Source organism: Hydrocarboniphaga sp., from assembly GCF_965279055.1.
GTDB lineage: Bacteria > Pseudomonadota > Gammaproteobacteria > Nevskiales > Nevskiaceae > Hydrocarboniphaga.
Map to the genome: position 1 here is coordinate 2,577,609 of NZ_OZ257125.1, position 26,527 is coordinate 2,604,135.

Here is a 26,527-nt window from a genome sequence, read left to right on the forward strand (position 1 = left end):
CTAATGGCAGCCACCCAAGAAATGCAGGACCTGGTGAAAGCGCGCAAGTACGAAGCGGGCTTCATCACCGACGTCGAATCCGAAAGCGCCCCGCCCGGCCTGTCCGAAGACACCATCCGCCTGATCTCGGCGAAGAAAAACGAGCCCGAATGGCTGCTCGCGTTCCGGCTCAAGGCCTATCAGCGCTGGCTGAAAATGACCGAGCCGACCTGGGCGCATGTGCATTATCCGAAGATCGACTACCAGGCGATCTCGTATTTCAGCGCGCCGAAGTCGATGAAGGACCGGCCGAAGACGCTGGACGAGGTCGACCCGAAGCTGCTCGAAACCTACAAGAAACTCGGCATTCCGTTGCGCGAGCAGGAGATGCTGGCCGGCGTGCAGAACGTCGCCGTCGACGTGGTGTTCGACTCGGTCTCGGTCGGCACCACGTTCCGCGCGAGCCTGAAAAAAGCCGGCGTGATCTTCTGCTCGATCTCCGAAGCCGTGCACGAGTATCCGGAGCTGGTGAAGAAATACCTGGGCTCGGTGGTTCCGTTCGGCGACAACTACTACGCGGCGCTGAATTCCGCGGTGTTCACCGACGGCTCCTTCGTGTTCGTGCCCAAGGGCGTGCGCTGCCCGATGGAGCTGAGCACCTACTTCCGCATCAACGAGCGCAACACCGGCCAGTTCGAGCGCACCATCATCATTTGCGAAGAAGGCGCGCACGTATCGTATCTGGAAGGCTGCACCGCGCCGCAGCGCGACGAGAATCAGCTACATGCAGCGGTGGTCGAGCTGGTGGCGCTGGACGATGCGACGATCAAGTATTCGACCGTGCAGAACTGGTATCCGGGCGACGAGAACGGCATCGGCGGCATCTACAACTTCGTCACCAAGCGCGGTGACTGCCGCGGCCCGCGCAGCAAGATTTCCTGGACGCAGGTCGAGACCGGCTCGGCAATCACCTGGAAGTACCCGAGCTGCATCCTGCGCGGCGACGACAGCGTCGGCGAGTTCTACTCGGTGGCGCTGACCAACAACCGCCAGCAGGCCGACACCGGCACCAAGATGATCCACGTCGGCAAGAACACGCGCTCGACGATCATCTCCAAAGGCATTTCCGCTGGCCGTGGCGAGCAGAGCTATCGCGGCCTGGTGCGCATCCTGGCTTCGGCCGAGAACGCGCGCAACTACACGCAGTGCGATTCGCTGCTGATCGGCTCGGAATGCGGCGCGCACACCTTCCCGTACACCGAAGTGCGCAACAAGAGCGCCCGGCTCGAGCACGAAGCGACGACGTCGAAGATCGGCGAAGACCAGCTGTACTACGCGCGCTCGCGCGGTCTGAGCGAGGAAGACGCGGTATCGATGATCGTCAACGGCTTCTGCAAGGACGTGTTCAAGGAACTGCCGATGGAATTCGCGGTGGAAGCGCAGAAACTGCTGCAGGTTTCGCTGGAAGGCGCCGTCGGCTGAAGCCGACCGCCACAAAGGACAAAGAAAAACATCATGCTGAACATCGACAATCTTCACGCCAAAGTCGGCGACAAAGAAATCCTGAAAGGCCTGAACCTCACCGTGAATCCCGGTGAAGTGCACGCCATCATGGGCCCCAATGGCGCCGGCAAGTCCACGCTCGGCCATGTGCTGGCCGGCCGCGAAGGCTACGAATGCACGCAGGGCTCGGTGACGTTCGATGGCCGCAACCTGCTGGAGCTTGAAACCGAGGAGCGAGCCGCGGCCGGCGTCTTCCTCGGCTTTCAGTACCCGGTGGAAATTCCCGGCGTGTCGAACATGTACTTCCTGAAAGCCGCATTGAACGCGCAGCGCAAGCGTCGCGGCGAATCCGAAATCGAAGCCACCGACTTTCTCGCCTTCGTGCGCCAGCAGGTCAAGAAAGTCGGCATCAAACCGGAGATGCTGCAGCGCGGTGTCAACGAGGGTTTTTCCGGCGGCGAGAAGAAGCGCAACGAGATCCTGCAGATGCTGGTCCTGCAACCGAAGCTGATGGTGCTCGACGAAACCGATTCCGGCCTCGACATCGACGCGCTGAAGATGGTCAGCGACGGCATCAATGCCATGCGTTCACCGGAGCGCTCGGTGATCCTGGTGACGCATTACCAGCGCCTGCTCGATTACGTGAAGCCGGACTTCGTCCACGTGCTGGCCCAAGGCCGGATCGTCAAATCCGGCGGCCCGGAATTCGCACTCGAACTCGAAGAGCGCGGCTACGGCTGGCTGGAGGCGGCGTGAGCTCAGCCTACCGAAACGCCTGGGAACAGCTGCCGGAGTCGCTGCGCGCCGCGCGCGCCGGCGCCTGGGAACGGTTCGTCGCGAAAGGCTTTCCGAGCAAGCGCGAAGAAGACTGGCGCTACACCGATCTCAGCGCGCTGAACGATGCGAGCTTTGCGGGTGGCGCGGCGGCTGCGCTCGACGACCGGACGCTGCAGAACTGGCAGCGCCTGGTGTTCGTCAATGGACAGCGCCAGAGCGGTGAGGCGCGCACACCGGAAGCGCTGCTCGCAGACGATGGCGTCACCGCATTGAATGCAGCGCTGACTCGCGATGGGCTGGATCTGCAGGTCCCACGCAATCAAAAAGCCGAGCCCTTACATCTGCTGAGCCTGCAATCCGGCGGCGCGATGAGCCATCTGCGCCATCGCCTGGTGCTGGAAGCCGGCGCCGAAGCGACGCTGCTGATCGATACACGCGGCGACGACAGCGCGACGCTTTCCACCGGCGTGCTCGAAGTGGAAATCGGCGCCAATGCGCGGCTGCGACTGCTACGTATCCAGGACGCCGGCGCCAACGCCAACGACCTGTTCCGCAGCCAGATCCGGGTCGGCCGCGATGCGCGGCTGGAATACGTCGGCCTCGATCTGGGCGGCGGCCTGGTGCGTCACGATCTGAACGTGCAACTCGCCGAACCCGGCGCCTACGCCGAAGTGCATGGTGTGTTCGCCCCCAGCGGCAATACGCACGTCGACACGCATACGCGCATCCTGCATCAGGCACCGCACACCACCAGCCGCGAAGTATTCCGCGGCCTGGTCGCCGGCCGCGCGCATGCGGTGTTCAACGGCCGCATCGTCGTCGAGAAGGCGGCGCAGAAAACCGACTCGGAGCAGAATCTGGCCTCGCTGCTGCTGTCGCCGGGCGCCGAAATCAACGCCAAGCCCGAGCTGGAAATCTACGCCGACGACGTCAAGTGCGCGCACGGCGCCACCTGCGGCCAGCTCGACGAGATGGCGCTGTACTACCTGCGCTCGCGCGGCCTCGACGCCGACACCGCGCGCAACCTGCTGCTGTTCGCGTTCGCGCACGAGGTGCTGTCGCGCGTCGCCACCGACGATGCCCGCGTCGAGATGGAACGCCGCCTCGCCGGCCGCCTGCCCGGATCGGCAGCGTACGAGGGACTGGTCGAAGGACTGATGGCATGAACGACTTCACCGCACCGCCGCTACTGCAGCCGGCTCTGCAACTGGACGCGATCCGCGCGCAGTTCCCGATCCTGGGCGAAGTGATTCACGGCAAGCGCCTGGCCTATCTGGACAACGCGGCGACCACGCAAAAACCCGAAGCGGTGCTGCACGCGCTCGACGATTACTACCGTCATGCGAACGCGAACGTGCATCGCGCGGTGCATGAACTGGCCGCGCGCGCGACCACGCGCTACGAAGCCGCGCGCGACCGCATCGCCGCGTTCTTCAACACCGCGCGCGAGCAGATCGTGTTCACCCGCGGCACCACCGAGAGCATCAACCTGGTCGCGCGCAGCTTCCTGCAACCGCGGCTGCAGCCGGGCGACGAAGTGCTGGTGACCGGCATGGAACACCACTCCAACATCGTGCCCTGGCAGCTCGCCGGCGCGAAGACCGTGGCCGCGCCGGTGCTCGACGACGGCAGCCTCGATCTCGATGCCTGGCGCGCGCTGCTGAGCCCGCGCACCCGGCTCGTCGCCGTGGTGCAGGTGTCGAACTCGCTGGGCACGATCAACCCGATCGCCGAGATGGTGGCCGAGGCCAAGGCACGCGGCATTCCGGTGCTGGTCGACGGCGCGCAGGCGATCGCGCATACACAAGTCGACCTGGCGACACTGGGCGCGGACTTCTATTGCTGCTCGGCGCACAAGGCCTATGGCCCGACCGGCTTCGGCATGCTGTGGGCGCGTCGTGAGCATCTGGAGGCGATGCAGCCCTGGCAGGGCGGCGGCGACATGATCCGCACGGTCAGCTTCGGCGGCAGTACCTGGAACGAGGTGCCGTACAAGTTCGAGGCCGGCACGCCCGACATCAGTGGTGCCATCGGCTTCGCCGCGGCGCTGGACTGGATCAGCGGCGTCGGCCTGGCCGCGATCGCCGCGCACGAGCACGAACTGCTCGAGTACGGCACCGAGGCACTGATGGGCATCCCCGGGCTCCGGCTGATCGGCACCGCCGCCGACAAGGCCGGCATCCTCTCCTTCGTGCTCGATCAGGCGCATCCGCACGACGTCGGTTCCATCCTCGATCAGGAAGGCGTCGCGGTGCGCACCGGCCACCACTGCACGATGCCGCTGATGGAGCGCTTCGGCGTACCGGCGACGGTGCGTGCCTCGCTGGCGGTCTACAACGGCCGCGACGACATCGATCAGCTCGCAGCGGCGCTGAAAAAAGCCGCCCGACTGCTAAGTTGATCGCGCTCCGGGCGGACAGGGAATCCGCCCGACGGCACAAAAGCGTTGCTCGTGTGTAATTATTCGGGGAACCATGCCGATATAAGGTCTGGTAACCGAGACTGCGCGCCCAAATGAGCCGATCCAGACCCAGCATTCCGATGCGTGCACCGGCGCGGGTGAGGCCTTTGCACTGGCGTCAGGGGCTGCAGTTCAAGTTGTCGATGCTGCTCACCGGTACGCTTATCGTGCTCGGCGCATCGACCTGGCTGGCGGGCGACTACCTGGTCAAGGCCGAGCTGATGGCCGACAGCTTCCGCTACGAGCGCGAGAGCGCGCAGCGCGTCGCCGACCGCATGGCCGCACTGTCCGAGCAGGTGCAGGAACTCTCCAATACCTTGGGCACGCTGGCAGTACAGCCGGGGGCGCCGGCGCGCGCGCAGTTCACCGCCGTGGCGCCGACCCTGGTCGAGCGCAGCCTCGCCAGCAGCCTGATCGTCGCCGTCGGCGTGTGGCCGCTACCGCGCAGCTTCGACCCTGCGCAGGAGCGCGCCAGTCTCTACCTGCAGCGCGACGCATCCGGCGTGTTCAATCCGCGGGGCGACTACAACGACACCCGCGTCGCGCCCTATTACGAAGAGAGCTGGTTCACGCCGACACGCTACGCCGCCGCCGACCGCTGCTACTGGACGCCGATCTACCGCGAGCCGCTGAGCCGCCAGGAAGTGGTGTCCTGCAGCTTGCCGCTGCGCGACGGCCGCGGCTTCATCGGCGCGATCACCATCAGCCTGTCGGTGATCCGGCTCAACGAAATGTTTGCGCGCTTCACTGCCGGCAGCCCGGGCTACAGCCTGCTGATCGGCCGCGACACGCGCCTGATCGGCATCTCCGACGTGGCCGCGCGCAAGTTCGGCGCCAAGCAGCCGACCAATCTGGTCGAGCTGGCGCAGCAGCAGCCGCGCTTCAACTCGCTGGCGCTGACGATTCACCAGCAGGACGAGGCCTTCATCAGCGCTGCGGTGCAGTCGCCGGCGTACGACGCGGCGACGGTGTCGGCGCTCAAGGATGGCACGCGCAACCTGTCGCGCCAGGAATCCGAGCTGGCGCTGTCGTCGATCTGGAACCAGATCGCGCGACGCGACACCCAGCCCGAGCCACCGCGGATGCTGCGCTTCGAGAACGACGCCGTGCTCGACGAGCCCTCGTTCGCGACGCTGATCGAGCTGCCGCAAACCTTCTGGCGGATTGTCAGAGTGACGTCGGAGCGCGAAGGCTTCAACGGCGTGCACTACTTCTTCAACCAGACCTTGCTGGTGGTCGGCGGCGCTGCGCTGATGACCGCGCTGCTGATTTATCTGAGCATCAACTGGCTGGTGCTGCGGCCGCTGCGGCGCATGACCAACGACCTGGCCAGCGCCGACACCGCCGAAGACGCGCTGCAGATCCAGTTCGACGAAAATGCCGACAACGAAATCGGCGTGCTGTCGCACTGGCACAACGAGCGCGTGCGCCAGCTGCGCGACGTCATGGAACGCACCATCGCCACCAACTCGCAGCTGGTGGTCGAGTCCGACGAGCGCCGCACCGCGCAGGAAGCGCTGGCCAAGGCGCAAGAGCGCGCGACGCTGGCGCTACAGGCGGTCGCCGACGGCGTGATCATGACCAACGAACGCGGCGTGGTCGAAGACATCAACCCGGTCGCCGAACAGCTGGTCGGCGTCACCGCGCGCGCTGCGCGCGGCCGCATTTTCACCGAAGTGTTCAAGGCCCAGGCGACGCGCGAAAACACCGCCGCCGACGGTCCTCTGCCGAATCTTGCCGAGCTGGCGATCCAGCGCGGTACGCGCCTGGAATACAGCAACGGCGTGTTCCTGCAGAACGACGGCCAGCGCGAAATCGAAATCTACGTCTCGGTCACGCCGATCCGCACGCGCCTGAATCGTGTGATCGGCGCGATCGTCGTGTTCCGGCCGGCCGCCGAAGTCAACGAGGCCGATCTGGCGCTGCAGGACCGGCGCATGATCGACGCGGTCACCGGCCTGCCCAACCGCATCGCCTGCGATCGCGCGATCCGCTCGCTGCTCGACGGCGTGCGCGTCACCGCGCGCCCGCACGTGCTGCTGGTGATCGACGTGGATCACCTGAAGCGCGTCAACGACACCGCCGGCCAGCAGGCCGGCGACGAGGTGCTGACGCGCCTGGGCGAGTCCATCGTCTCGCGCGTCGGCAACGCCGGCGAAGTGTTCCGCATGGGCGCCGACCAGTTCGCGGTACTGCTCGGCAACTTCGACGAGGAACGCGGCCGCGTGTTCGCCGAAGCACTGCGCGAGCTGCTCGGCAATACGCGCATCTACTGGGAATCCAAGCCGGTCAACGTCACCGTCAGCATCGGCCTGACCGCGATCACCGACGAAACGCATGGCCCCGTCGATCTGATCCGCCGCGCCGAAGATGCCTGTGCCGCGGCCAAGCGTGCCGGCCGCAATGCGGTGATGATTTACGACACCAGCCAGGATCGCACCGAGCGCAGCTCGGACGACGCGATCTGGGTGCGCCGCATCCGCGCCGGCCTGGAGCAGAGCCTGTTCCACCTGACCACGCAATGGGCGATGCCGGCGCAGACGCATCAGAGCGAAGGCCATGTGTTCGACATCCTGCTGGCGCTGGAGGACGAGGAAGGTTTCTGGGCTTCGCCGACTGCGTTCCTGCCGGTGGCCGAACGTCATCACCTGGTGCCGGAGATGGACCGCTGGGTGATCCGCAACACGCTGGAATACCTGGCGCGCTCGCCGGACACGCTGGAGCGGCTCGCGTTCTGCAGCATCAACCTGTCGGCCGGCACGCTATCGGATCACTCGCTGGTCGAGTATCTGGCCGAGCAGTTTCAGCGCCATCCCGACGTGCCGCCGCGCAAGCTGTGCTTCGAGCTGCGCGAAGATGCACTCGCCGAATTCCCCAACCAGGCGCAGATTTTCTGCGAGGCGATGCGCTCGCTCGGCGTGCGCGTCGCGGTCGATCATTTCGCCGGGCGCAGCGCATCGGATGTCGCGCTGATCCGCCGGCTGAACATCGATTTCGTCAAGATCGATGCGCTGCACTTCCGCAGCCTTGGCACCGACCCGGTCGAGCAGCTGCTGGCGGAATCGCTGGTGCGCCTGGCGCGAACGCTGCGCAAGCGCGTCATCGTCGCCAACCTCGGCGACGCCGGCGCGCTGGATGCCTGGCGCCGTCTGGGTGCGGATTATTTGCTGGGCTTGGCGATCGCCAAGCCATCTCCGGTGGTGTTTTATGCGCCGGGCGGTTGAGACGGTTTATTAAAAAAGCCGCCGTTCGTCCCGCACGCGGCGTAAGTCTCACGCGTATCGAGGGACCGGATCGCGTCGGGTCCCTCGATACGCCGCTGCGCGGCTACTCGGGATGAGCGGATTGTCGTGGTAACGGCTGGAGAAATCAGCAGCGCGCTGTAGCCGCAGGGCCCGCTCAAACCGGCGCGATCGCTTCCAGATAATCGATCCGCAGATCCACGCTCTCGCGATCGCGATAGCGATTGATGCCCAGCGCATAGAACGCGTGCAGCTGGCCGCGTCGGCACAGCTGATCGGCGCCGCCGAAATGGATCGCGCTCAGCTCCGCGCCATTGCCACCGACCAGGCGCAGTCGATACTTGGCATGCGTGCCATCGCCGCCGACGACGCGCGCATCGATCACCTCGAAGCGGTTGTCGAAGCGTGGCTCGCCGAAACCGGCGCCCCAGGGGCCGCCGAGTTCCAGGCAGCGCGCAGTGTCGATGTGCAGCTCGCTCGCGAGCAGTGGGCCGTCGCTGTCGAGCCAGGCTTCACGCTCCAGCGGCAGCAGCGCCGCCGCGCAGGCGTTGTTGAAGGCTTCGCGAAACTGCGGATAGCCGCGCTTGCTCAGGCTCAGACCGGCCGCCATCGCATGGCCGCCGAAACGCTCGATCAGACCCGGATGCGCGGCGTCGACCGCGGCGATCGCATCACGGATGTTCAGGCCCTGCACCGAACGCGCCGAGCCCTTCAGCATCGCGCGATCCTGCGACGGCGCGAATGCGATCGTCGGTCGATGCAGGCGCTCCTTGATACGCGCCGCGACCGGGCCGATCACGCCCTCGTGCCAGTCCTCGTCGAACACGCAAACGCCGTGGCGATCGTCCGGCTGCAGGCGCCCGGCAATCTGGATCGCGGTGTCGGTCATGCCCTGCTGGATTTCGCGGCGCTCACGATTGATCTGTTCCAGCGAGGTCGCCAGTTCGGTCGCGCGGGCGGCGTCTTCTTCCAGCAGGCATTCGATGCCGAGTCGCGCATCGGCGAGCCGGCCGGCGGCGTTGATGCGCGGCCCGAGCACGAAGCCCAGATCGATCGCGCTGATCGCCTCGAATGCACGACCGGCCCCGCTGAGCATCGCCAGCAGGCCGGGCCGCGCGCGGCCGCTGCGCAGACGCGCGACGCCCTGGGCGACCAGGATGCGGTTGTTGCGATCCAGCCGCGCGACGTCGGCGACCGTGCCCAGCGCCACCAGATCGAGCCAGTCGGCGAGCTTGGGCACCGGGCGTTGCGCGAAGGCGCCGCGATCACGCAGATGCGCGCGCAGTGCGGCCAGCAGATAGAACATCACGCCGACGCCAGCGAGCGACTTGCTCGGAAACGGGCAACCCGGCTGATTCGGATTGACCAGCGCATCGGCCTGCGGCAACACCGGCCCGGGCAGGTGGTGATCGGTGACGATGACCTGCATGCCGAGTTCGCGCGCAGTCGCGACGCCGGCGATGCTGGCGATGCCGTTGTCGACGGTGACCAGCAGTTGCGCGCCCATCGCCTTCGCAGTCTGCGCCAGCGCCGGCGACAGGCCGTAGCCCATGGTCACGCGGTGTGGCACCACATAGTCCACCGACGCGGCGCCGAGCGCGCGCAGGCCGAGCACCGCGAGCGCGACGCCAGTGGCGCCGTCGGCATCGTAGTCGCCGGCGATGACGATGCGACGTTGTTGCGTGATGGCCTCGGCCAGAATCCCGACCGCGCGCGGCAGGCCGAGCAGCCGATCCGGCGGCAGCATCTGCGCCAGATCCAGGCCGACTTCGTCAGCTTCGATCAGGCCGCGCGCCGCGTACACGCGCTGCAGCACCGGGTCCAGCGTGGCAGGCAGGCGATGCGCGGGAACAATGCGGCGGCGGATCTGCCGACGCTCAACCGCCATCGGGCACGACGTTGGCGGAGATGTGATTCTGCTGCAGGCGCGCTCGCGCGGAATCGGCGGCTTCGCGCGTCGGATAAGGCCCGCTGCGCACGCGATAGCGCGCGCTGCCTCCGGCTTCGGTCAATGAAATCGAGCTGGAGAATCCCAGTGCTTTGAGCTGTGCTTCGACCTGGCGCGCGTTGCCGATGTCGGCATAACTGCCGGCTTGCACGGCCCAGCGCGGTCCCTTGGCTGCACCATTCGTCGCAGGCGGCGTCGTCACCGGCGCGGCGGCGGGCGGCGCGATCACGGGCTTGGGCGGCGTGGTCTGAGCCGTCGTCACGGCCGGAGCCGGTGTCGTCGGACGTGTGGCAGCCGGAGCCTGCGCGGGTGCAGGTTTGGATTCCGTCGGTGTCGCAGGCCTGGGCTTGCTCGCGCCTGTCGCCGCTGTTGGCGGCGTGCGCTGGCTTATCGGTGGTTTGATTTCGGCAGTAGGCTTGGAGGGGGATGGCGTCGGCGCTTTCGGCGGCGGCTCTTCCGAAGTTTCGGCGGACGGTGCGGCGGCGATGTCGTCGTCTTCCTGCACCGCTTCGCTTTGCACCTCCGGACTGGCCGGCGTTTCGCGGCCGAGTCCGGAGAATTGTTTCGCGGCGGCTTCGGCCGATTCGGCGATGGCCTTGCGCGAAGCCGGCGTGCCCGGCTCCAGCGGCTGCGAAGGCGTCGGCGCCGGCGCGGCCTGCGGCTCCATCGGAGCCGCCGTCGCATCGGCCTTCGGCATCGTGATCGGCCGCGTGTCGTCGACGGCGACTTCGACCCGGCGCATGCCGGGCTCGGCGGGCTTGGGATCGCTCGGCGCCGGCAGCAGCAGGCTGGCGATGAACAGCATCAGCAGGATCACGCCGGCGCCGAGCAGACGGCGTAGCAGCACCGCGTTCACGAGATCAGGCCCTGGTCGAGCAGCTCGATCGCGCTGGCGACGGTCAGGAAGGAGCCGCAGACCAGAATCGCCGCGCCCTCGCCCGCCTGCGCCGCGGCCTCGCGCATCGCGTCCGCGATCTCGGGAACGGCCCGGCCATGCAGGCCGGCGCTGGCGGCGCGCTGCTGCAAAGTCTGCGCAGTCAGGCCACGCGGCGGCGGCAGGCCGACGAAACTCGCGCCGGCCACATGCGGCGCGAGCACGCGCGCGACATTCTCGACCGGCTTGTCCGACAGCATGCCGAGCAGCAGCCACGGCGCGCGCGGCGCAAACGTCTGCGCGATGTTGTCGGCCAGCACTTCGGCCGCCTCGGTGTTGTGCGCGACATCGAACCACCAGCGGCCGCGATTCTCGAAGCGGCCGGCAAGCCGCAGTTGCGGCAGCGCCGCGCGAATCGAAGCTTCGCTCACCGGCAGCAGCGGCTGCAGCGCTTCTATGGCGGCGAGCACGCCGGCCGCGTTGCGCAACTGCACCGCGCCGCGCAAGCCAGGCAGGGGCAGCGCGTCAAAACGCGTCTGCGCGGACTGCCAGCTCCAGCCCTCCGCGGCGATCTCGTAGCGGTAGTCGACATCCAGCTGCTGCAGCTTCGCGCCGATATGTCGCGCCTGTTTCAGCAGGCTGGCCGGCGGCGCCGGATCGACCAGCACGGCCGGCTTCTGCCCGCGAAAAATGCCGGCTTTTTCGAAGCCGATGGCTTCGCGTCCCGCACCGAGCCAGTCTTCGTGATCGAGGCCGATATTGGTGACCATCGCCGCATCGGCATCGACGATATTGACCGCGTCGAGACGGCCGCCGAGGCCGACTTCCAGAACCTGCGCGTGCACACCCGCCTCGGCGAACAACCACAACGCGGCCAGCGTTCCGAACTCGAAGTAGGTCAGCGCAATCTCGTCTCGCGCCTGCTCGATCGCGGCGAAGGCGCGGCACAAGGCCGCGTCGCTGGCCTCGACGCCGTCGATGACGACACGCTCGTTGTAGCGCAGCAGATGCGGTGAGCGGTACAGGCCGACGCGATAGCCGGCCTGGCTGTAAATCAACGCCGCCAGCGTCGCGCTGGAGCCCTTGCCGTTGGTGCCGCCGACGACGAGCGTGACGATGCCGGCCGCGGGCAGGCCCAGGCGCACGGCGACCGCACGCACACGCTCCAGCCCGAGCTCGATCGCGCTCGGATGGAGTTGCTGCTGGTAGTCGAGCCACGCATCCAGGGACGCATCGGCAGCCGGCGCGGTCATCGCCGGGGACGCGGTGGATTGCGGCTGAGCGTCGAGGATCAAGCCTTCGGCGACGGCGCCCAATGGGTCATCATCGCGAGCAGGCGGTGCAGCTTGTCGCGCATTTCACGACGGTCGACGATCATGTCGATCGCGCCATGCTCGAGCAGGAACTCGGCGCGCTGAAAGCCTTCCGGCAGTTTCTGGCGCACGGTCTGCTCGATCACGCGCGGGCCGGCGAAACCGATCAGCGCACGCGGTTCGGCAATGATGATGTCGCCCAGCATCGCCAGGCTCGCCGACACGCCGCCCATGGTCGGATGCGTCAGCACGGAGATGAACGGCAGGCCACGATCCGACATGCGCGCCAGTACCGCCGAAGTCTTGGCCATCTGCATCAGCGAGAACAGCGACTCCTGCATGCGCGCGCCGCCGGTGGCGGAAAAGCACACATAAGGAATGCCGGCTTCGAGCGCGGCATTGGCGCCGTGGACGAACTTCTCGCCGACCACCGAGCCCATCGAGCCACCCATGAAGCCGAACTCGAACACCGAGGCGACCAGCGGCAAGCCATTGATCTGGCCGCTCATCACCACCAGCGCATCTTTTTCGTCGGTGTCGGCCTGCGCTTCCTTGACGCGGTCGGTGTACTTGCGCGAATCCTTGAACTTGAGTGGATCGGCCGAGGCGATGTTCTTGGCGATCTCGACGCGGCCGTCCTGGTCCAGCAGCTGGTTGAGCCGCGCACGCGCGGTGATCGGGCGATGCGCGCTGCACTTGGGGCAAACTTCCAGCGTGCGCTCGAGTTCGGCGCGATACAGCACCGACGCGCAGCCGTCGCATTTGACCCACAGCCCCTCGGGCACGTTGTGCTTGCGCACGCCATGAGTCAGCAACTGCGATCCCGCGATCTTGTCGAGCCAGCTCATGACGGCATTCCCTGGTTGTCCATCGCGCGGCGCATGGCGCCGAGCTTCTCCTTGAGTATTTCAGGCAAAAGATGGGCCTGCGCCTGATGTTTTTCGATTTCGCTGACCAACGCGCTGCCGACGATGACGCCGTCCGCGATTCTGGCGACCTGGGCGGCCGACTGTGGATCGCGAATGCCGAAGCCGACGGCCAGCGGCAAGTTGGTATAGCGACGGATTTCGTTCAGCTTGGTTTCCACGCTGGCGACGTCCAATTGCGATGATCCGGTGACTCCCTTCACCGAAACATAATACAGATACCCCCCCGCCTGCGAGGCCACGGCCTGGATGCGCGCCGCCGGGCTGGTCGGCGCGATCAGGAAAATCAGGTCGATGCCGGCTTCGCGCAGTGGGCCGCCGAAATCGCCGGCCTCTTCCACCGCCAGATCGACGATCAGCACGCCGTCGACACCGGCGGCCCTGGCCTCGGCAGCGAAAGCCTGGATGCCGAGATGCTCGATCGGGTTCAGATAGCCCATCAGCACCACCGGCGTCTGGCTGTCCTTCTGACGGAACTGCGCGACCATGGCGATGACGTTGCGCAGGCTGGTGCCGTGCGCCAGCGCGCGTTCGCAGGCCAGTTGAATCACCGGGCCGTCGGCCATCGGGTCGGAGAACGGCACGCCGAGTTCGAGAATGTCGGCGCCGCCTTCGACCAGCGCGTGCATCAGCGCGACGGTCTCCTTGGGGTGCGGATCACCGGCGGTGATGTACGGAATCAGTGCCTTGCGCCCACGGTCTTTGACCGCAGCGAGACGGGACGAAATTCGACTCATGGAATGAGCAGCCTGGAACGGATCGGATTGATGCCGGAGCGGTGGAGCACGCCGCGAGTAGCCTGCGATCGGGGAGCGGCGACTTTACGGGGCGTATGGCGGCGACTCAAGCGGAATTTTGCTCGTCGTGCGCGCCGCAGTGCAGCATCCCGTACAGCGGGCATTCAGATAACTTACTCTTTGATCAGTTAAAGCAATGCCACACATCCGAACTGGCGATTAGCAACTGTCATGTAGAGGGCCTAGATTGTGTTGCATCGCAACATGTTCGCGATCCCTAGGCTCAGGAGTACCTGCCATGAAACGCCTGTTCCCCACCCTGTCCAGCCTGTTCGCTACCTGGACCACCGCCGGCCAGTACAGCTCGGTCGAGCAGCTGGAGCTGGCCGAAGACGAGGCCGAGTCGACAGCGCGCAAGGTCCATCCGCTGCCGGGCGTGCAACGCCGCCCGGCCGACAGTGTCCAGGCCAAGCCGCCTCGCAAGAAATTCGGCTGAGGCAGCCGCCGCGCGACACACACGAAAAAGCCGGCTTTTGCCGGCTTTTTCGCGTTACGACTTCACCGCGCTACAGACAGAGCGCGCCGACGCAGACCAGCTTGCCTTTCGCGGCGACCGGCTTGTAGGTCGCGTCGCCGTCGAAGTTGGCGTCATAGCCCAAACCCAGGATCACGCTCAGGCTGCCGCTCAGCGTGCCGGTACAGCTGGCCTTGCCCTGCGCGTCGCTGCTGGCCTCGCAGACCGCGATACTGCCGGCGCTGAAGCGCACGCGTGCGCCGACGATCGCCGCACCGGTCTTGCCATCACCCAAGTTCGCCGACACGGTCAACAGGCTCGGCAGGCCGCCGGCCTGCGCCGAGATATAGCCGCTGGCGCTCATCGCGCTGGCGCGCTTGTTCCAGACGATGCTGGCGACGTTGGAGCTGATCGCGCCCGAAGTCGCCTTCACCGAGTCGGTGCCGGCGACGCTGCCGGTCCAGCAGTGCCGCGCGCTGCCGTCGCTGCCCGAGTTCACCGTCGCCGTGCCCGGATTGGCGCCAGTACGGGTGAACTTGATCGGCGCGCCGACATAGGGCTTGCCGCTGCGATTGCTGGCGACGGCGCTCAGGCACTGCTGCTCGCGCAGGTCGAGACTGGCGCTCGCCGGGCTCAGGCTGATCACGCCGAGGTCGTCGTCGACGATGGTCAAGGTATACGCCGATGGCGAGCCCAGGCTGACGTTGACCGGCGCGCTGAGCGTGAAGACCGCCGTTTCATCGCTTTCCGCGGCGCTGTCGTTGACCGGCGTGACGATGAAGCTCTTGCTGGTTTCGCCGGGCGCGAAGCTGATCGCCGTGGTCGTCAGCTTGTAGTCGCTGTTGCGGGTCGCCGTGCCCGAGATCGCCAGCGTCGCCGATACGCTGCGGCTGCTGGCCCCCGACAACTGCACGCCGACCGTGACCTCGGCACCGGCGTTCTCGGCGACCGCGCTGCTCGCCGTGGCAAAGCGCAAGCTCGGCGTCGCATCGTCGTCCTTGATCGTCGTGCCGACGGCGGCAGTGGTGTAGGTCGCGCCGCTCGCGCTGGAGATCTGGATGCCGATGCTTTCGTCGTCCTCGTCCAGGGCGTCGTTGATTGCGTTGATCGTGAAGCTGGCGCTGGTGGCGTTGGCCGGGATCGTCAGGCTGTCGACGGCGCCGCCATAGTCGATATTGCGCTGCGCGCCGCCGTAGTAATACAGATCGACCTTGACCGCACTGCTGCTCGCCGCGCTGAGCGTGGCGGTCACCGTGGCTTTGCCGGCGTTCTCGTTGATGCTGGCCGCCGAGATGCTCAGGCTCAGGCTGGGGATCGGCTTGTCGTCATCCTTGATCGTATAGATGTTCGACGCCGGCGTGCCGATCGCCGCGCCCTGCACGCTGGTGATCGTCGCGATCACGGTCTCGTCGCCTTCGGCGACGCTGTCGTCGATGGCGCTGATACGCAGGCCGCAGACCGAGGTGCTGCCCGCCGGGATCGCGATGATGTTGCCGTTGAGGCCGTAGTCGCCGAACTTGGTCGCGGTGCCGGTGAAGCCGACGGTGATGTTGACCTGGTGATCCGTGGTATTGCTCAGGCCCGCGCACACCGAGGCGCTACCGCCGGCTTCCGGGAAGCTGCCGCCGCCATACAGCAGCGACGCCGTCACTTGGTCGTCGTTGAGAATGCTGCCGTAGATCAGCGGCTGGCTGTCCGACAGGCTGGCGTTGACCGGGTTCTTCAAGCTCAGGCAAACCGCCTCGGTCGGCTCTTCGATCAAGTCACCCTTGATCGGGATGTTGATGGTCTGGCGCGTGCTGCCCGGTGCCAGGGTCACGGTGCCGCTGGCAGGCACGAAGTCCTGGCCCGAAGTCGCCGGATTGAACACGCTCTCTGGACAGGCGCTGGTGGTGTAGTCGACCTTGACCGTATGCGTCAGCCGACGATCCTTGCCATTGATGGTCTGGGTGCCGATGGTGCACGGCATGTTGGTGTTGCCGCTGTTGCCTTCGGACACCGACGTGCATTGCGCATAGAACTGCGGTAGCGCCAGCAGGATCGGATAATCCTCGACCTCGCCATCGGCCGCCTCGCCGGAAGGCAGCGGCGTGCCGGCGCTGGAGAAGCGAATGCGCAGCCAGCTGAGGCCGGGCACGGCTTCGGCCAGCGTCAGTGGCAGCGACACGCTGGTATAGGTCGTGGTCTCGGCGTCGGAGCTGTTGACGACCGCGCCGTCGGCGATCTTCTCGCCCGCGCCGCTCCAGTTCTGATCGCGGTTCTTGTCGAGCCAGGCATCGAGCCTGCCGCTGCCGCCTTGCGTGCGGATGTCGATGCCGGCGGTGTCGCCGATGCTCAGCGTGGCGATCGGATAGCTGCCGCAAGACTGGCTCAGCAGTGAATCGTCGTCGAAATACAGGCCGCGATAATCGTCGAAGGCAAGGTCCTGGCATTCGCCCGTTGCTGCCGGAATGCCGCTCTCGACGTCGACCAGGTAACCCAGTCGCAAACCGCTGCCCCAGACATGCGTCGCCACCGGATACGGCGCGGGCGCGTCGCTCCAGTCGACGACTTTCGGCGGCGCGGCGCTGATCGAGAACAGTTCGACCACACGGCCTTCGGGCACGGTCGCGCCGACGAAGGCGGCGGTGTCGCCGGCCAGGTACATCGGTGAATTGAGGTCGACACGAGCATCGCCGGCGACGAATTCACGCACCAGCCCCCAGTTGCCGGTGCCGCCGTTGTTGCGCTGGAACAGCAGCGCGCCGCCGATCGGCCCCGAGGGCGCCAGCATCTGGCCGTTGCCGACCGCGAGATTGTCGCCGCTAAGCCGCAGCTGCGCGCCGAAATAAGTCTGCGCCGCATTGCCGCCGCCGAGCCCGAGCGAAAGGCCGTTGATGGTCTTCACTTCCGTCCAAGTCGACGCGCCGCGCTCGTAGACATGCACACGCGATTCGCTGCCGCCGGCATTGAACGATTCGCCCACGGCGACGCGCGAACCGCTGACCGCGACACTGGGCGCGCTGCTGCCCGACAGAGTCAGTTGTTTGACCGTACCCCAGACATTGCTGCCGCCGCTGTTGCGCTCGAGAAACGCGACCGAGTTGTGGTGACTGCTGGAAGCATCGGTGATGGCGACGATCAGATAGTTGCCGTCGATCGCCAGGCCCTGCGGCTTGGCGAGATACGACAGGTCGCCGTTCGTGCCCACCTGCGCGCGCGACACGCTGCGCGACAAAGCGAAGGTATCGGTCGTCGTATTGCGCTCGAACAGCGCCACGGCGACGGTGTTGCCGCTGGCGTTCGGATAGGTGCCGACACCGGCAGCAACGGTGTTGCCGGATACCGCGACGTTGTAGCCGAAGCGCAGCGAACCCAGTTCGCCCGGGGGCTCGGGCGGCGTCAGCCGCGCTACCTGGCCCCAGTTGTTGCTGCCGCCGGCATTGCGGCGGAACACATACACCGCGCCGACCGAGAGATTGCCGCTGCTCTGGCCGCGCTCGTCGGGACTGCCGACGACCAGGGTGTCGCCCTGCAGCGCGACGCTCGAAACCGGCTTGCCGAAGCTCGCGCAGTCGTTGCTGCTGCTTGGCGTGATCGCCTTGCGCAGGCCCCATTGGTTGCTGCCGCCGAGATTGCGTTCGCGAATCGCGATCGAGTGCGGGCACACGCTGCTCGCGGAGCTCGACTCGCTGACGGCCAAGTTGTCGGCATCGAGCGCGTAGCCGCCCTGATAGTCGCCTTCGGTCTGCTGTGGAATCAGCCGCGACTGTTCCGTGGTCACGGTCACTGCGGCGGGCGCCAGTACCGGCCACAACGCGGCGCCGGCCAAGGCGGCAACCGACAGCCAGGATGTCAGCTTGTCTGAAACCCAGCGGTTTGAAACCGGCAGACAGGCGCTCACTGCGACCGCAGCTAGCGGCGCTTCGCTATTCTGGTTCATCCCCACTCCCCAGTTTTGATAGTAGGGCCGCGCAGTACGTGGCCACGCCACTCCCGGCGCGCCCGGAGTATGGTCGGCTCTGACGATCGCGTCATCCGCCCGGGGCGCCGCGCCGTATGGAGCCAGCAGCGACAAGCCCGTCATCCAGGACTTGATGCCTAGGGGGCAATCAACCGGGCTTTACCGCGGCGGGTGCTGCTGAGACGCCTACACCGCGCACAAAAAAGCCCGCAGCGTCGCGGGCTTGGATCACGTCCTGGTACGGCCGGACGAAGAACTGGTGGGTCGTGATGGATTCGAACCATCGACCAATTGATTAAAAGTCAACTGCTCTACCGACTGAGCTAACGACCCGAAAAAATCTAACTATCTGCCTTAACAGCCTCTGTCGGCTGCGGCGGGCCGCGCATGATACTGGATCATGCCGCGACGTTGAATAGCAGCGACGCGATCAGTAATAGCGCGTCGGATCGGCAATGCCGGCGCTTTCAAAGCCCGCGCGGCGCAGCCGGCAGGAGTCGCAGCGACCGCAGGCGCGGCCCTGGTCGTCGGCCTGGTAGCAGGACACGGTCTCGGCGTAATTGACGCCGAGTTGGGTACCCCAGCGCACGATGTCGGCCTTGCTCAGATCGATCAGCGGCGTGTGCACCTTGAAGCTTTGCCCTTCGACACCGGCCTTGGTCGCGACATTGGCCAGGCGCTCGAATGCAGCGATGAATTCCGGGCGGCAGTCGGGGTAGCCGGAATAATCCACCGCGTTGACGCCGATCCAGATGTCGGTCGAACCCAGCACTTCGGCCCAACCCAGGGCCAGCGAAAGGAACAGCGTGTTGCGCGCCGGCACATAGGTGACCGGGATGCCCTCGGACGGCGACTCCGGGACCGCGATCGAGCGGTCGGTGAGCGCCGATCCTCCGACATCGTTGAGATTGACCTGCATTACCTGGTGGCGCTTGGCGCCGAGGCTGCGCGCGACGTCGGCCGAGGCCCTGACCTCGGCGTCGTGACGCTGGCCGTAGGCGACCGAAATCGCATAGGTCTCGTAGCCCTGCTCGCGTGCGATCGCCAGCACCGTGGCCGAGTCCAGGCCACCGGACAGCAGCACGACGGCGCGCTTTTTGTCGATGCTCATCGTCCCGGCTCCTCGCCCCACAACTGCTTGTGCAACTGCATCTGGAACCGCACCGGCAGCCGGTCTTCGATGATCCAGTCCGCGAGCTGGCGCGGGCTGACCTGATGATGGCTGGGCGAAAACAGCACCGTGCAGCGGCTGCTCAGATCGCGCTGCTGCACGATCTGCCTGGCCCACTCGTAATCCTCGCGCGAGCACAGCACGAACTTGATTTCGTCGTGCGCACGCAGCGCGTCTAGATTTGCCCAGTGATTGCGCGCCTGCTCGCCCGAGCCCGGCGTCTTGACGTCGATGATGCGGGTCACGCGCGGGTCGACGCCGCCGGCGTCGAGCGCACCGCTGGTTTCCAGCGACACGCTATGGCCCAGATCGCACAGCCGCGTCAGCAGCTGGATGCAGCTCTTTTGCGCGAGAGGTTCGCCGCCGGTGACGCAGACATGCCGGGCGCCGTGCTTCGACACTTCTGCCAGCACCTCGTCCATGCCGCGCCATTGCCCGCCGTAGAACGCGTATTCGGTATCGCAATACACGCAGCGCAGCGGGCAGCCGGTCAGCCGCACGAATACCGTCGGCCAGCCGATGAAGGAGGATTCGCCCTGCAGCGAAAGAAAAATCTCGGTGATCTTCAGCCGATCCAATCGCGCCGCCGGCGCCGGCTGCGCAACGGCCGAAGTCATGGCAGGAACCTATCCGCCCAGCTGTTCCAATTTCTGCCGTGACAGATTGGAGGCGTTAGACGTCGGGAATTCGCGCGTCACGCGCTGCAACGTGGCCTTGGCCTCGCTGGTGCGCTTGAGCTCGATCTGGCACAGACCGACCTTGTACAGGCCGTCGGCCAGCTTGGGGCTGGTGGGGAAACGATCCACCAGCGACTGGAAACTGGTCAGCGCGCCGTTGTAGTCGCGCTTCACGTAATTGGCTTCGCCCATCCAGTACCACGCATTGTCCGCGTAACGGCCCTGCGGCCACTGGTCGAGCATCGATTTGAAACCGCGGATCGCATCGTCGTACTTGCCGTTCTTCAACAGGTCGAAGGTCGCCAGATAGGCGGCCTCCTCTTCCGGCGAAGCGACGGTCGGACGCTGCGGAGTCGGCGCCGAAGAAATCGTGCCCGGCGTGACGCCCGGATACGTGCCCGGCGCGCCCGAAACCACCGGCGGAGCGGTGCCTTCGAAACGCATCAGACGGCCGTTCAGATCCTGATACTGATCCTTGGCCGCGCGGTCGCGCTGATCGCTGTCGTAGCGCAGTTTCTCGACCATGCCGCGCAGATCGCGGACCTCGTCGCGCAGCCGGATCAGATCCTGGTCCTGGCCGCTGGAGTTGATCGCGTCGAGCCGGCGCGACATCTGCGCCGTCTTGTTCTCCAGATCCTGCAGCCGGCGCTCCTGCGGGGAGAGCACCGGCTGGCCGGACCCGTTGATCGGGCCACCGAAATCCGCGCAGCCGCTGAGAGCAACCAGAGACAAACCCATCAACGCGGAAATCCGATGACCCATCATTGCGACCTACCCTTTCTTCAGGTTGCGAAAGCGCTACCGACGCAGCAGCTTACTGCTGAACGATGTCGACGCGACGGTTCTGCGCGTAGGCAGATTCGTCGTGGCCGGCAGCGACCGGCTTCTCTTCGCCGTAGCTGACGACGCTGAGCTGGCTGGCGGAAGCACCACCGGCGGTCAGAGCGGCCTGCACGGCGTTGCCGCGATGCTCGCCGAGGCTGACGTTGTACTCGCGGGTGCCGCGCTCGTCGGTGTTGCCTTCCAGACGCACGCGCACGCTCGGATTGGCGGCGAGGTACTTGGCCCAGGCGGAGGCGACAGCCTGGCCTTCCGAGGTCAGGTCGCTGCTGTCGTATTCGAAGTACACGGTCTTCTTGTTGGCCAGGTCAGCCAGGCTGCCGCCGCCGAGGCCGGTACCGTTGACGCTGCTGTCGGACGCGCCGTAGCCGGACATGCCGCTGTTGTTCACCGGCGGCGGGGGCGGCGGTGCATTCTTTTTGCCGCTGCTGGCGCAGGCGGTGAGCGCGAGGCTCGCGACGACAACCGAAGAAACGAGAATTTGCTTGAACATTTTTCCAACTCCTGAAGAAACGACCCGATTATTTAGGGAAATGCTGAAACCAAAAAGACTTATTTTGCCAAAGGCGACCAAGCCGGCTCTCTGACCTCACCCGGCTGATGCAGCCTTTGCCGCACGCGTCCGTCGGTGGTGACGGTCGCAAGTTCGGCACCACCGCCGCGGACCTGGGTCGCGTAAATGATTACGGCGCCGTTGGGTGCGAAGCTGGGACTTTCATCCAGGCCACCCTCGCTGAGAATGCGAAGATTGCCGGTAGCCAAGTCGAGGAGCGCGATACGATAGCGCCCTTCGTCCAGATTCACCAGGGTCAGGTACTTGCCGTCGGGCGAATAACTGGCGTCGAGGTTCTGCCGGCCGGCGAAAGTGATGCGCTGGGCGTCGCCACCGGCCACCGACATTTTGTAAATTTGCGGCTGTCCGCCACGATCCGACGTAAACACCACCGATTGTCCATCCGGCGAGAACGAAGCCTCGGTATCGATGCCGTAATGGTCGGTCAGACGCTTACGCTGGCCGCTCTGCAAATCAAGAATGTAGATGTCCGGGTTGGTCTCGAACGACAAGGTGATCAGCATCTTGGTGCCGTCCGGCGACCAGCTCGGCGAGCCGTTGATCCCCTTCTCCGACAGGATCTTCTTGACCTGGCCGCTGGCGATGTCGTGCACATAGATGCCCGAGCGGCCGCGCTCGTAGCCGACGTAAGCGAGTTTCTTGCGATCCGGCGACCACGACGGCGACATCAAGGTCTCGCGTGAGCTGGCGATGGTTCGCGGGTTGTAGCCGTCGGCGTCGGCAATGATCAGCTGGTAGTTGCGCGAGGGACCGATGCCGCTGGAGGTCACGTAGGCGATCTTGGTATTGAACACGCCGGGGATGCCGGTCAGGCGCTCGAAGATCAGATCGGCGATCTGGTGCGCGACATAACGCAGCTGGTCCGGTGCCACCGCCGGCATGTCATAGGCGATCAGCTGCTGGCCGGTGATCACGTCCAGCAGATAGAAGCGCGACGCGACGCGGTCGCTGCCCGGCGTGCGGATCAGCTTGCCGACGACGACATTATTCATGTTCACCGAACGCCAGTTGCGGAAGTCGACGCGGCTGGGGTCGTCGGGCTTTTCCAGCATGTCGGTGCGCGGCAGCGTTCTGAACATGCCGCTGCGCGACAGGTCGGCGTCGATGACGCTGGAGACATCCGTCGGCAGGCCGTCGTTGCTGGAGAACGGCACGATCGCGATCGGCTGCGCCGCGTCTTTGCCGCCGGTGACGGTGATATCCAGATCGGCAAACGCCGGCGCGGCGACAAAGGCCGACAGCACCAGCAGGCAGCGGAACATTGCTTTCATCGACACAGTTCTCATAGGCGCACCAAAGGTTTACTGCTTGAGCATTTCGGGAGTGAAAGTCGCCGCAATCACTCGCTGGAAGGCTTTCGGATCGCTGGGCAAAGGCAACGGGCTGGCCCGTTGCACCGCGCGAATCACCGAATCGTCGAACGCCGGCACACCGGAAGGCTGCACCACGCGCACGTCCTGCACCGAACCGCTGGGCAGCAAGGTGATGGACACCTTGCACTTCAGACCATTCGGCAGATTTAGCGAGCGCTCCCAGTACTGCGCGATGTAGGCCGCGAGTATCTGACCCCAGGTCGCCTGAATGCCGGCGATACGCTCGGCCTCCAAGCGCGCGGATTCTTCGGCCATCGCCTGGCGCGCCAGGTCTTCCTGGGCGCGGCGGGCGGCTTCTTCCTGGCGTTTTTTCTCTTCGGCGGCTCTCTGCGCGGCTTCCTGCTTGCGCTTGGCCTCGGCTTCGGCCGCGGCCTTGGCGTCCGCCTCGGCCTTGGCTTTGGCCTCGGCTTCCGCCTTGGCTTTTGCGTCGGCCTCCGCTTTGGCCTTGGCGTCAGCCTCGGCCTTCTTCTTCTGTTCTTCTTCCTGGGTCTTCTTCAACGCCAGATCGGCCTGCTTCTTGGCCTCGGCTTCGGCGGCTTTCTTGGCGTCGTCTGCCTTTTTCTGCTGGTCGGCCTGCTCTTTCTTCAGGTCGTCCTGCTTCTGCTGCTCGACCTTCTTCTGCTCGGCTTTCTTCGCGTCGTCCTGCTTCTTCTGCTCGACTTTCTTCTGCTCTTCCTGGCGCTTCTGCGCTTCTTCGGCCTTAACCTGCTTGACCTCGTCGTTGCGCTTTTCTTCGTCGATGACCACCGGCGTGGGCGTCTGCGTCGCAGCCTTGGTCGATGCCGGATTGACCATGACAACCGTTATGGGTGTCGGCGGCTCCAGCTTCGGCTCGCAGCTGATGCCGACGAGCAGGAACAGGAACAGCACGACATGGGCTACGATCGCGAGCCCAAAATGGCGAGAATTCGCGGGCATTCGCGCTTAGCGCTTCTTCTGTGTAGTCGGAGACGTCACGAAGCCGATCTTCTTCACGCCGGCCGTCTGCAACAGCGACATGCCACGGGCGACAGCTTCGTAAGGCACCTTCGCGTCGCCTTCGACCAGGAACATTTCCTGCGGCTTGTTACGCGCAATTGCACCGGCCTGCTGCACCACTTCGTCGTCGGACAAGGCAGAGCTGCGGTTCTCGCCGACGTTGAGGAACAACTGGCCGTCGCGGCTCACCGACAGCGTGATCGGTTCTTCGCCCTGGGTGATGTTGGCCGCATCGGCCTCCGGCAACTCGACGTCGATGCCCTGCGTCAGCAGCGGCGCGGTGACCATGAAGATGATCAGCAGCACCAGCATGACGTCGATGTATGGCACGACGTTCATTTCGGCGTTCAAGCGCCGCTTCTTGCCCCCGCGAGGGCTGACCGAGGCGCCCATGTCAGGCCTTGGCAGTGCGCAGCGCGCGCTCGATGATGCCGATCATCTCGTCGGTGAACGTGGTGTAGCGGTTTTCCAGGCTTTCGACCGAATTGGTGAAGAAGTTGTAGGCGACGACCGCCGGGATCGCCGCGAACAGGCCGATCGCGGTGGCGATCAGCGCCTCGGCGATGCCCGGTGCGACCATCGCCAGCGAGGCGTTCTTGGCGCTGCCGATGGCGATGAAGGCGCTCATGATGCCCCAGACGGTGCCGAGCAGGCCGACGTAGGGGCTGACCGAGCCGACCGTGGCCAGCATCGACAGGCCGCCTTCGAGCTTCTCGACTTCGCGCACATGGGCGACACGCATCTGGCGCTGCACGGCGGCGATCACGTCTTCCGGATCGCTAAGGCCGCCCTGCTGCTGGCGGCTGTATTCCTCGAAGCCGGCGGTGAAGATCGGCACCAGGCCCTCGTCTTCCTTGGCGCGACGGGTGCTTTCGTAGAGGTCGACCAGCGTGCCGCCGGACCAGAAGCGGCTCTCGAAGCCCTCGGCCTGCTTGCGGGTACGCGACAGCAGGCTGCGTTTGGCGAAGATCACCGCCCAGGAACTGACCGAAGCCAGGATCAGCAGGGCCATGATGAATTGGACCGGGACGCTCGCCTGCGTAATCAGTTGCGCCAGCGACAGGTTGCCGTTCATTCCCTAATAACCTCTACGTTTCAGTTTCTGATGATTGGAATTTTAGATGCACAAAAGCCGGCCGTCGCACCTAGGGCCGCAAAACAACGACGATTATAGGGGCAACACTGTGGAGTCTGGGCATGAATCCGCGGTGAATGGTGCACTGCGATGCACGCCCGCTACCAGCCCAGCGCCGGAATCCGCTTGGGCATGAAGGTTTTGGCGTCGACGCAGGCGACGCGTACGCTGGCTTTGGCCAGGACCTCGTCGGGCGCGTCGCTACGTCGCAGGACCTGGCTGAAAGTCAGGCTGACGTTCTTCAGCTCGGCGATCGAGGTATGTACCTCGACCTGGTCGTCGAGCCGCGCCGGGCGCCGGTACAGGATGTCGATGCTGGCGACGGTGAAGGCGATGCCGACTTCCGCCATCAGCTTGTCCTGGCTGTAGCCCAGCGCGCGCAGCCACTCGGTGCGCGCGCGCTCGAACCACTTCAGGTAGTTGGCGTGATAGACCACGCCCGAGGCGTCGGTGTCTTCCCAGTAAACGCGCAGCGGGTGGACATGGGTCGGGCTGGGTTTGCTAGCGTCGCTCATGGGCCTTCGAACAGGTCGGGGATGATGCGCGCTTCCAGTTCGCGCGGCGGTTTGAGGCCGTAATGCTGGTACGCGAGCCGGCCGGCGATGCGGCCGCGCGGCGTGCGCATCAGATAGCCCTGCTGGATCAGGTAGGGCTCGATCACGTCCTCGATGGTGTCGCGCGATTCGCCGATCGCCGCGGCCAGGTTGTCGATACCGGCCGGACCGCCGTCGAAGCGCTCGATCAGCATCAGCAGCAGCTTGCGGTCCATCACGTCGAAGCCATTGGTGTCGACGTCGAGCAGGCGCATTGCCTCGTTCGCCATGATTTGCGTGATCACGCCCTGCCCGCGCACTTCGGCGTAATCGCGCACGCGGCGCAGCAGGCGGTTGGCGATACGCGGCGTGCCGCGCGCGCGGCGCGCGATCTCATGAGCGCCGTCGGCGTCGATTGGCGTGCGCAGGATGCCGGCAGAACGCACGACGATGCTGGTCAGATCCTCGATCGAATAGAACTCCAGGCGCTGGACGATGCCGAAGCGGTCGCGCAGCGGCGAGGTCAGCGCGCCGGCACGCGTGGTCGCGCCGATCAGCGTGAACGGCGGCAGGTCGAGGCGGATCGACCGCGCCGCCGGGCCCTCGCCGATCATGATGTCGAGCTGGTAGTCCTCCATCGCCGGATACAGCACTTCTTCGACCACCGGCGACAGCCGGTGAATCTCGTCGATGAACAGCAGATCGCGCGGCTCCAGGTTGGTCAGCAGCGCGGCCAGATCGCCGGCGCGCTCCAGCACCGGGCCGGAAGTCTGGCGCAGGTTCACGCCCATTTCCTGGGCCAGGATGTGCGCCAGCGTAGTCTTGCCCAGACCCGGCGGACCGAAGATCAGCACATGGTCGAGGGCCTCGCTGCGGCGTCGCGCCGCTTCGATGGCAATGCCCATCTGCTCGCGCACCGCCGGCTGGCCGACGTAGTCGGCGAGCCGCTGCGGGCGGATCGCGCGCTCGATGCGCTCTTCGTCGGTGCCGCCGACGCGCGCCGACACCGCGCGCCCCTCAGAGCCAGGC

Annotated in this window: 22 protein-coding genes and 1 tRNA gene; 6 read left to right on the top strand and 17 right to left on the bottom strand. The window is 65.8% G+C overall.

What is annotated here, in order from left to right; all coding sequences use genetic code 11:
* Positions 1 to 3: 3 nt before the first annotated feature.
* The 5 genes from sufB to ACQZF9_RS11645 all read left to right on the top strand — a co-directional run bounded on the left by sufB (position 4) and on the right by ACQZF9_RS11645 (position 7,944).
* Positions 4 to 1,461, top strand: coding sequence for a Fe-S cluster assembly protein SufB (gene sufB / locus ACQZF9_RS11625; RefSeq protein WP_428309138.1), 1,458 nt, complete (start codon positions 4 to 6; stop codon positions 1,459 to 1,461).
* Positions 1,462 to 1,494: 33 nt separating this feature from the next.
* The gene (sufC, locus tag ACQZF9_RS11630) at positions 1,495 to 2,238 is read left to right on the top strand and encodes a Fe-S cluster assembly ATPase SufC (protein ID WP_428309139.1); all 744 of its coding nucleotides are present in this window, start codon (positions 1,495 to 1,497) and stop codon (positions 2,236 to 2,238) included.
* The gene (gene sufD, locus ACQZF9_RS11635; RefSeq protein ID WP_428309140.1) at positions 2,235 to 3,425 is read left to right on the top strand and encodes a Fe-S cluster assembly protein SufD; all 1,191 of its coding nucleotides are present in this window, start codon (positions 2,235 to 2,237) and stop codon (positions 3,423 to 3,425) included. Before sufC ends, sufD begins: the two co-directional genes overlap by 4 nt.
* Complete coding sequence (locus ACQZF9_RS11640; RefSeq protein WP_428309141.1) at positions 3,422 to 4,660, top strand: aminotransferase class V-fold PLP-dependent enzyme; 1,239 nt, start codon at positions 3,422 to 3,424, stop codon at positions 4,658 to 4,660. The genes sufD and ACQZF9_RS11640 overlap by 4 nt, the downstream gene beginning before the upstream one ends.
* 113 nt (positions 4,661 to 4,773) lie before the next feature.
* Positions 4,774 to 7,944: an EAL domain-containing protein gene (locus ACQZF9_RS11645; protein ID WP_428309142.1), complete on the top strand. Its 3,171-nt coding sequence runs from the start codon at positions 4,774 to 4,776 to the stop codon at positions 7,942 to 7,944.
* A 175-nt stretch (positions 7,945 to 8,119) separates the two neighbouring features.
* On the opposite strand, the gene recJ is transcribed toward ACQZF9_RS11645, so the two are convergent.
* Genes recJ through trpA form a run of 5 tightly spaced genes read right to left on the bottom strand, consistent with a single transcriptional unit; the run spans position 8,120 to position 13,760 of the window.
* Positions 8,120 to 9,850: a single-stranded-DNA-specific exonuclease RecJ gene (gene recJ, locus ACQZF9_RS11650; RefSeq protein ID WP_428309143.1), complete on the bottom strand. Its 1,731-nt coding sequence runs from the start codon at positions 9,848 to 9,850 to the stop codon at positions 8,120 to 8,122.
* Positions 9,840 to 10,766 carry an SPOR domain-containing protein gene (locus ACQZF9_RS11655; RefSeq protein WP_428309144.1) on the bottom strand — a complete coding sequence of 309 codons (927 nt, stop codon included), beginning with the start codon at positions 10,764 to 10,766 and terminating at the stop codon, positions 9,840 to 9,842. Before ACQZF9_RS11655 ends, recJ begins: the two co-directional genes overlap by 11 nt.
* Positions 10,763 to 12,100: a bifunctional tetrahydrofolate synthase/dihydrofolate synthase gene (folC, locus tag ACQZF9_RS11660; RefSeq protein WP_428309145.1), complete on the bottom strand. Its 1,338-nt coding sequence runs from the start codon at positions 12,098 to 12,100 to the stop codon at positions 10,763 to 10,765. Before folC ends, ACQZF9_RS11655 begins: the two co-directional genes overlap by 4 nt.
* Positions 12,076 to 12,945 carry an acetyl-CoA carboxylase, carboxyltransferase subunit beta gene (gene accD, locus ACQZF9_RS11665; RefSeq protein WP_428309146.1) on the bottom strand — a complete coding sequence of 290 codons (870 nt, stop codon included), beginning with the start codon at positions 12,943 to 12,945 and terminating at the stop codon, positions 12,076 to 12,078. Before accD ends, folC begins: the two co-directional genes overlap by 25 nt.
* Positions 12,942 to 13,760 carry a tryptophan synthase subunit alpha gene (gene trpA / locus ACQZF9_RS11670; protein WP_428309147.1) on the bottom strand — a complete coding sequence of 273 codons (819 nt, stop codon included), beginning with the start codon at positions 13,758 to 13,760 and terminating at the stop codon, positions 12,942 to 12,944. The genes accD and trpA overlap by 4 nt, the downstream gene beginning before the upstream one ends.
* A 298-nt stretch (positions 13,761 to 14,058) precedes the next feature.
* On the opposite strand from trpA, the gene ACQZF9_RS11675 reads away from it, so the two are divergent.
* Positions 14,059 to 14,256 (top strand): hypothetical protein, encoded by a 198-nt coding sequence (locus tag ACQZF9_RS11675; protein WP_428309148.1) that lies wholly within the window; start codon positions 14,059 to 14,061, stop codon positions 14,254 to 14,256.
* A gap of 70 nt (positions 14,257 to 14,326) precedes the next feature.
* On the opposite strand, the gene ACQZF9_RS11680 is transcribed toward ACQZF9_RS11675, so the two are convergent.
* The 12 genes from ACQZF9_RS11680 to ruvB all read right to left on the bottom strand — a co-directional run bounded on the left by ACQZF9_RS11680 (position 14,327) and on the right by ruvB (position 26,505).
* Positions 14,327 to 18,196, bottom strand: coding sequence for a Calx-beta domain-containing protein (locus tag ACQZF9_RS11680; RefSeq protein WP_428309149.1), 3,870 nt, complete (start codon positions 18,194 to 18,196; stop codon positions 14,327 to 14,329).
* Positions 18,197 to 18,474: 278 nt separating this feature from the next.
* A tRNA-Lys gene (locus ACQZF9_RS11685) sits at positions 18,475 to 18,550 on the bottom strand.
* Positions 18,551 to 18,647: 97 nt separating this feature from the next.
* Complete coding sequence (gene queC / locus ACQZF9_RS11690; RefSeq protein ID WP_428309150.1) at positions 18,648 to 19,328, bottom strand: 7-cyano-7-deazaguanine synthase QueC; 681 nt, start codon at positions 19,326 to 19,328, stop codon at positions 18,648 to 18,650.
* Complete coding sequence (gene queE / locus ACQZF9_RS11695; RefSeq protein ID WP_428309151.1) at positions 19,325 to 20,005, bottom strand: 7-carboxy-7-deazaguanine synthase QueE; 681 nt, start codon at positions 20,003 to 20,005, stop codon at positions 19,325 to 19,327. Before queE ends, queC begins: the two co-directional genes overlap by 4 nt.
* Before the next feature lie 9 nt (positions 20,006 to 20,014).
* Positions 20,015 to 20,803 (bottom strand): tol-pal system protein YbgF, encoded by a 789-nt coding sequence (gene ybgF / locus ACQZF9_RS11700; protein WP_428309152.1) that lies wholly within the window; start codon positions 20,801 to 20,803, stop codon positions 20,015 to 20,017.
* 76 nt (positions 20,804 to 20,879) lie between these two features.
* Complete coding sequence (pal, locus tag ACQZF9_RS11705) at positions 20,880 to 21,398, bottom strand: peptidoglycan-associated lipoprotein Pal (protein ID WP_428309153.1); 519 nt, start codon at positions 21,396 to 21,398, stop codon at positions 20,880 to 20,882.
* A 59-nt stretch (positions 21,399 to 21,457) separates the two neighbouring features.
* Complete coding sequence (gene tolB, locus ACQZF9_RS11710; protein WP_428309154.1) at positions 21,458 to 22,750, bottom strand: Tol-Pal system beta propeller repeat protein TolB; 1,293 nt, start codon at positions 22,748 to 22,750, stop codon at positions 21,458 to 21,460.
* A 30-nt stretch (positions 22,751 to 22,780) separates the two neighbouring features.
* Positions 22,781 to 23,770 carry a cell envelope integrity protein TolA gene (gene tolA / locus ACQZF9_RS11715; RefSeq protein ID WP_428309155.1) on the bottom strand — a complete coding sequence of 330 codons (990 nt, stop codon included), beginning with the start codon at positions 23,768 to 23,770 and terminating at the stop codon, positions 22,781 to 22,783.
* Between the two features lie 6 nt (positions 23,771 to 23,776).
* The gene (tolR, locus tag ACQZF9_RS11720; protein WP_428309156.1) at positions 23,777 to 24,181 is read right to left on the bottom strand and encodes a protein TolR; all 405 of its coding nucleotides are present in this window, start codon (positions 24,179 to 24,181) and stop codon (positions 23,777 to 23,779) included.
* A gap of 43 nt (positions 24,182 to 24,224) precedes the next feature.
* On the bottom strand, positions 24,225 to 24,905 hold the full coding sequence (tolQ, locus tag ACQZF9_RS11725; protein ID WP_428309157.1) for a protein TolQ: 681 nt from the start codon (positions 24,903 to 24,905) through the stop codon (positions 24,225 to 24,227).
* 161 nt (positions 24,906 to 25,066) lie between these two features.
* On the bottom strand, positions 25,067 to 25,480 hold the full coding sequence (gene ybgC / locus ACQZF9_RS11730) for a tol-pal system-associated acyl-CoA thioesterase (protein WP_428309158.1): 414 nt from the start codon (positions 25,478 to 25,480) through the stop codon (positions 25,067 to 25,069).
* Entirely contained in the window at positions 25,477 to 26,505 is a 1,029-nt protein-coding gene (ruvB, locus tag ACQZF9_RS11735; protein ID WP_428309159.1) for a Holliday junction branch migration DNA helicase RuvB, read from the bottom strand. Before ruvB ends, ybgC begins: the two co-directional genes overlap by 4 nt.
* Positions 26,506 to 26,527 lie beyond the last annotated feature (22 nt).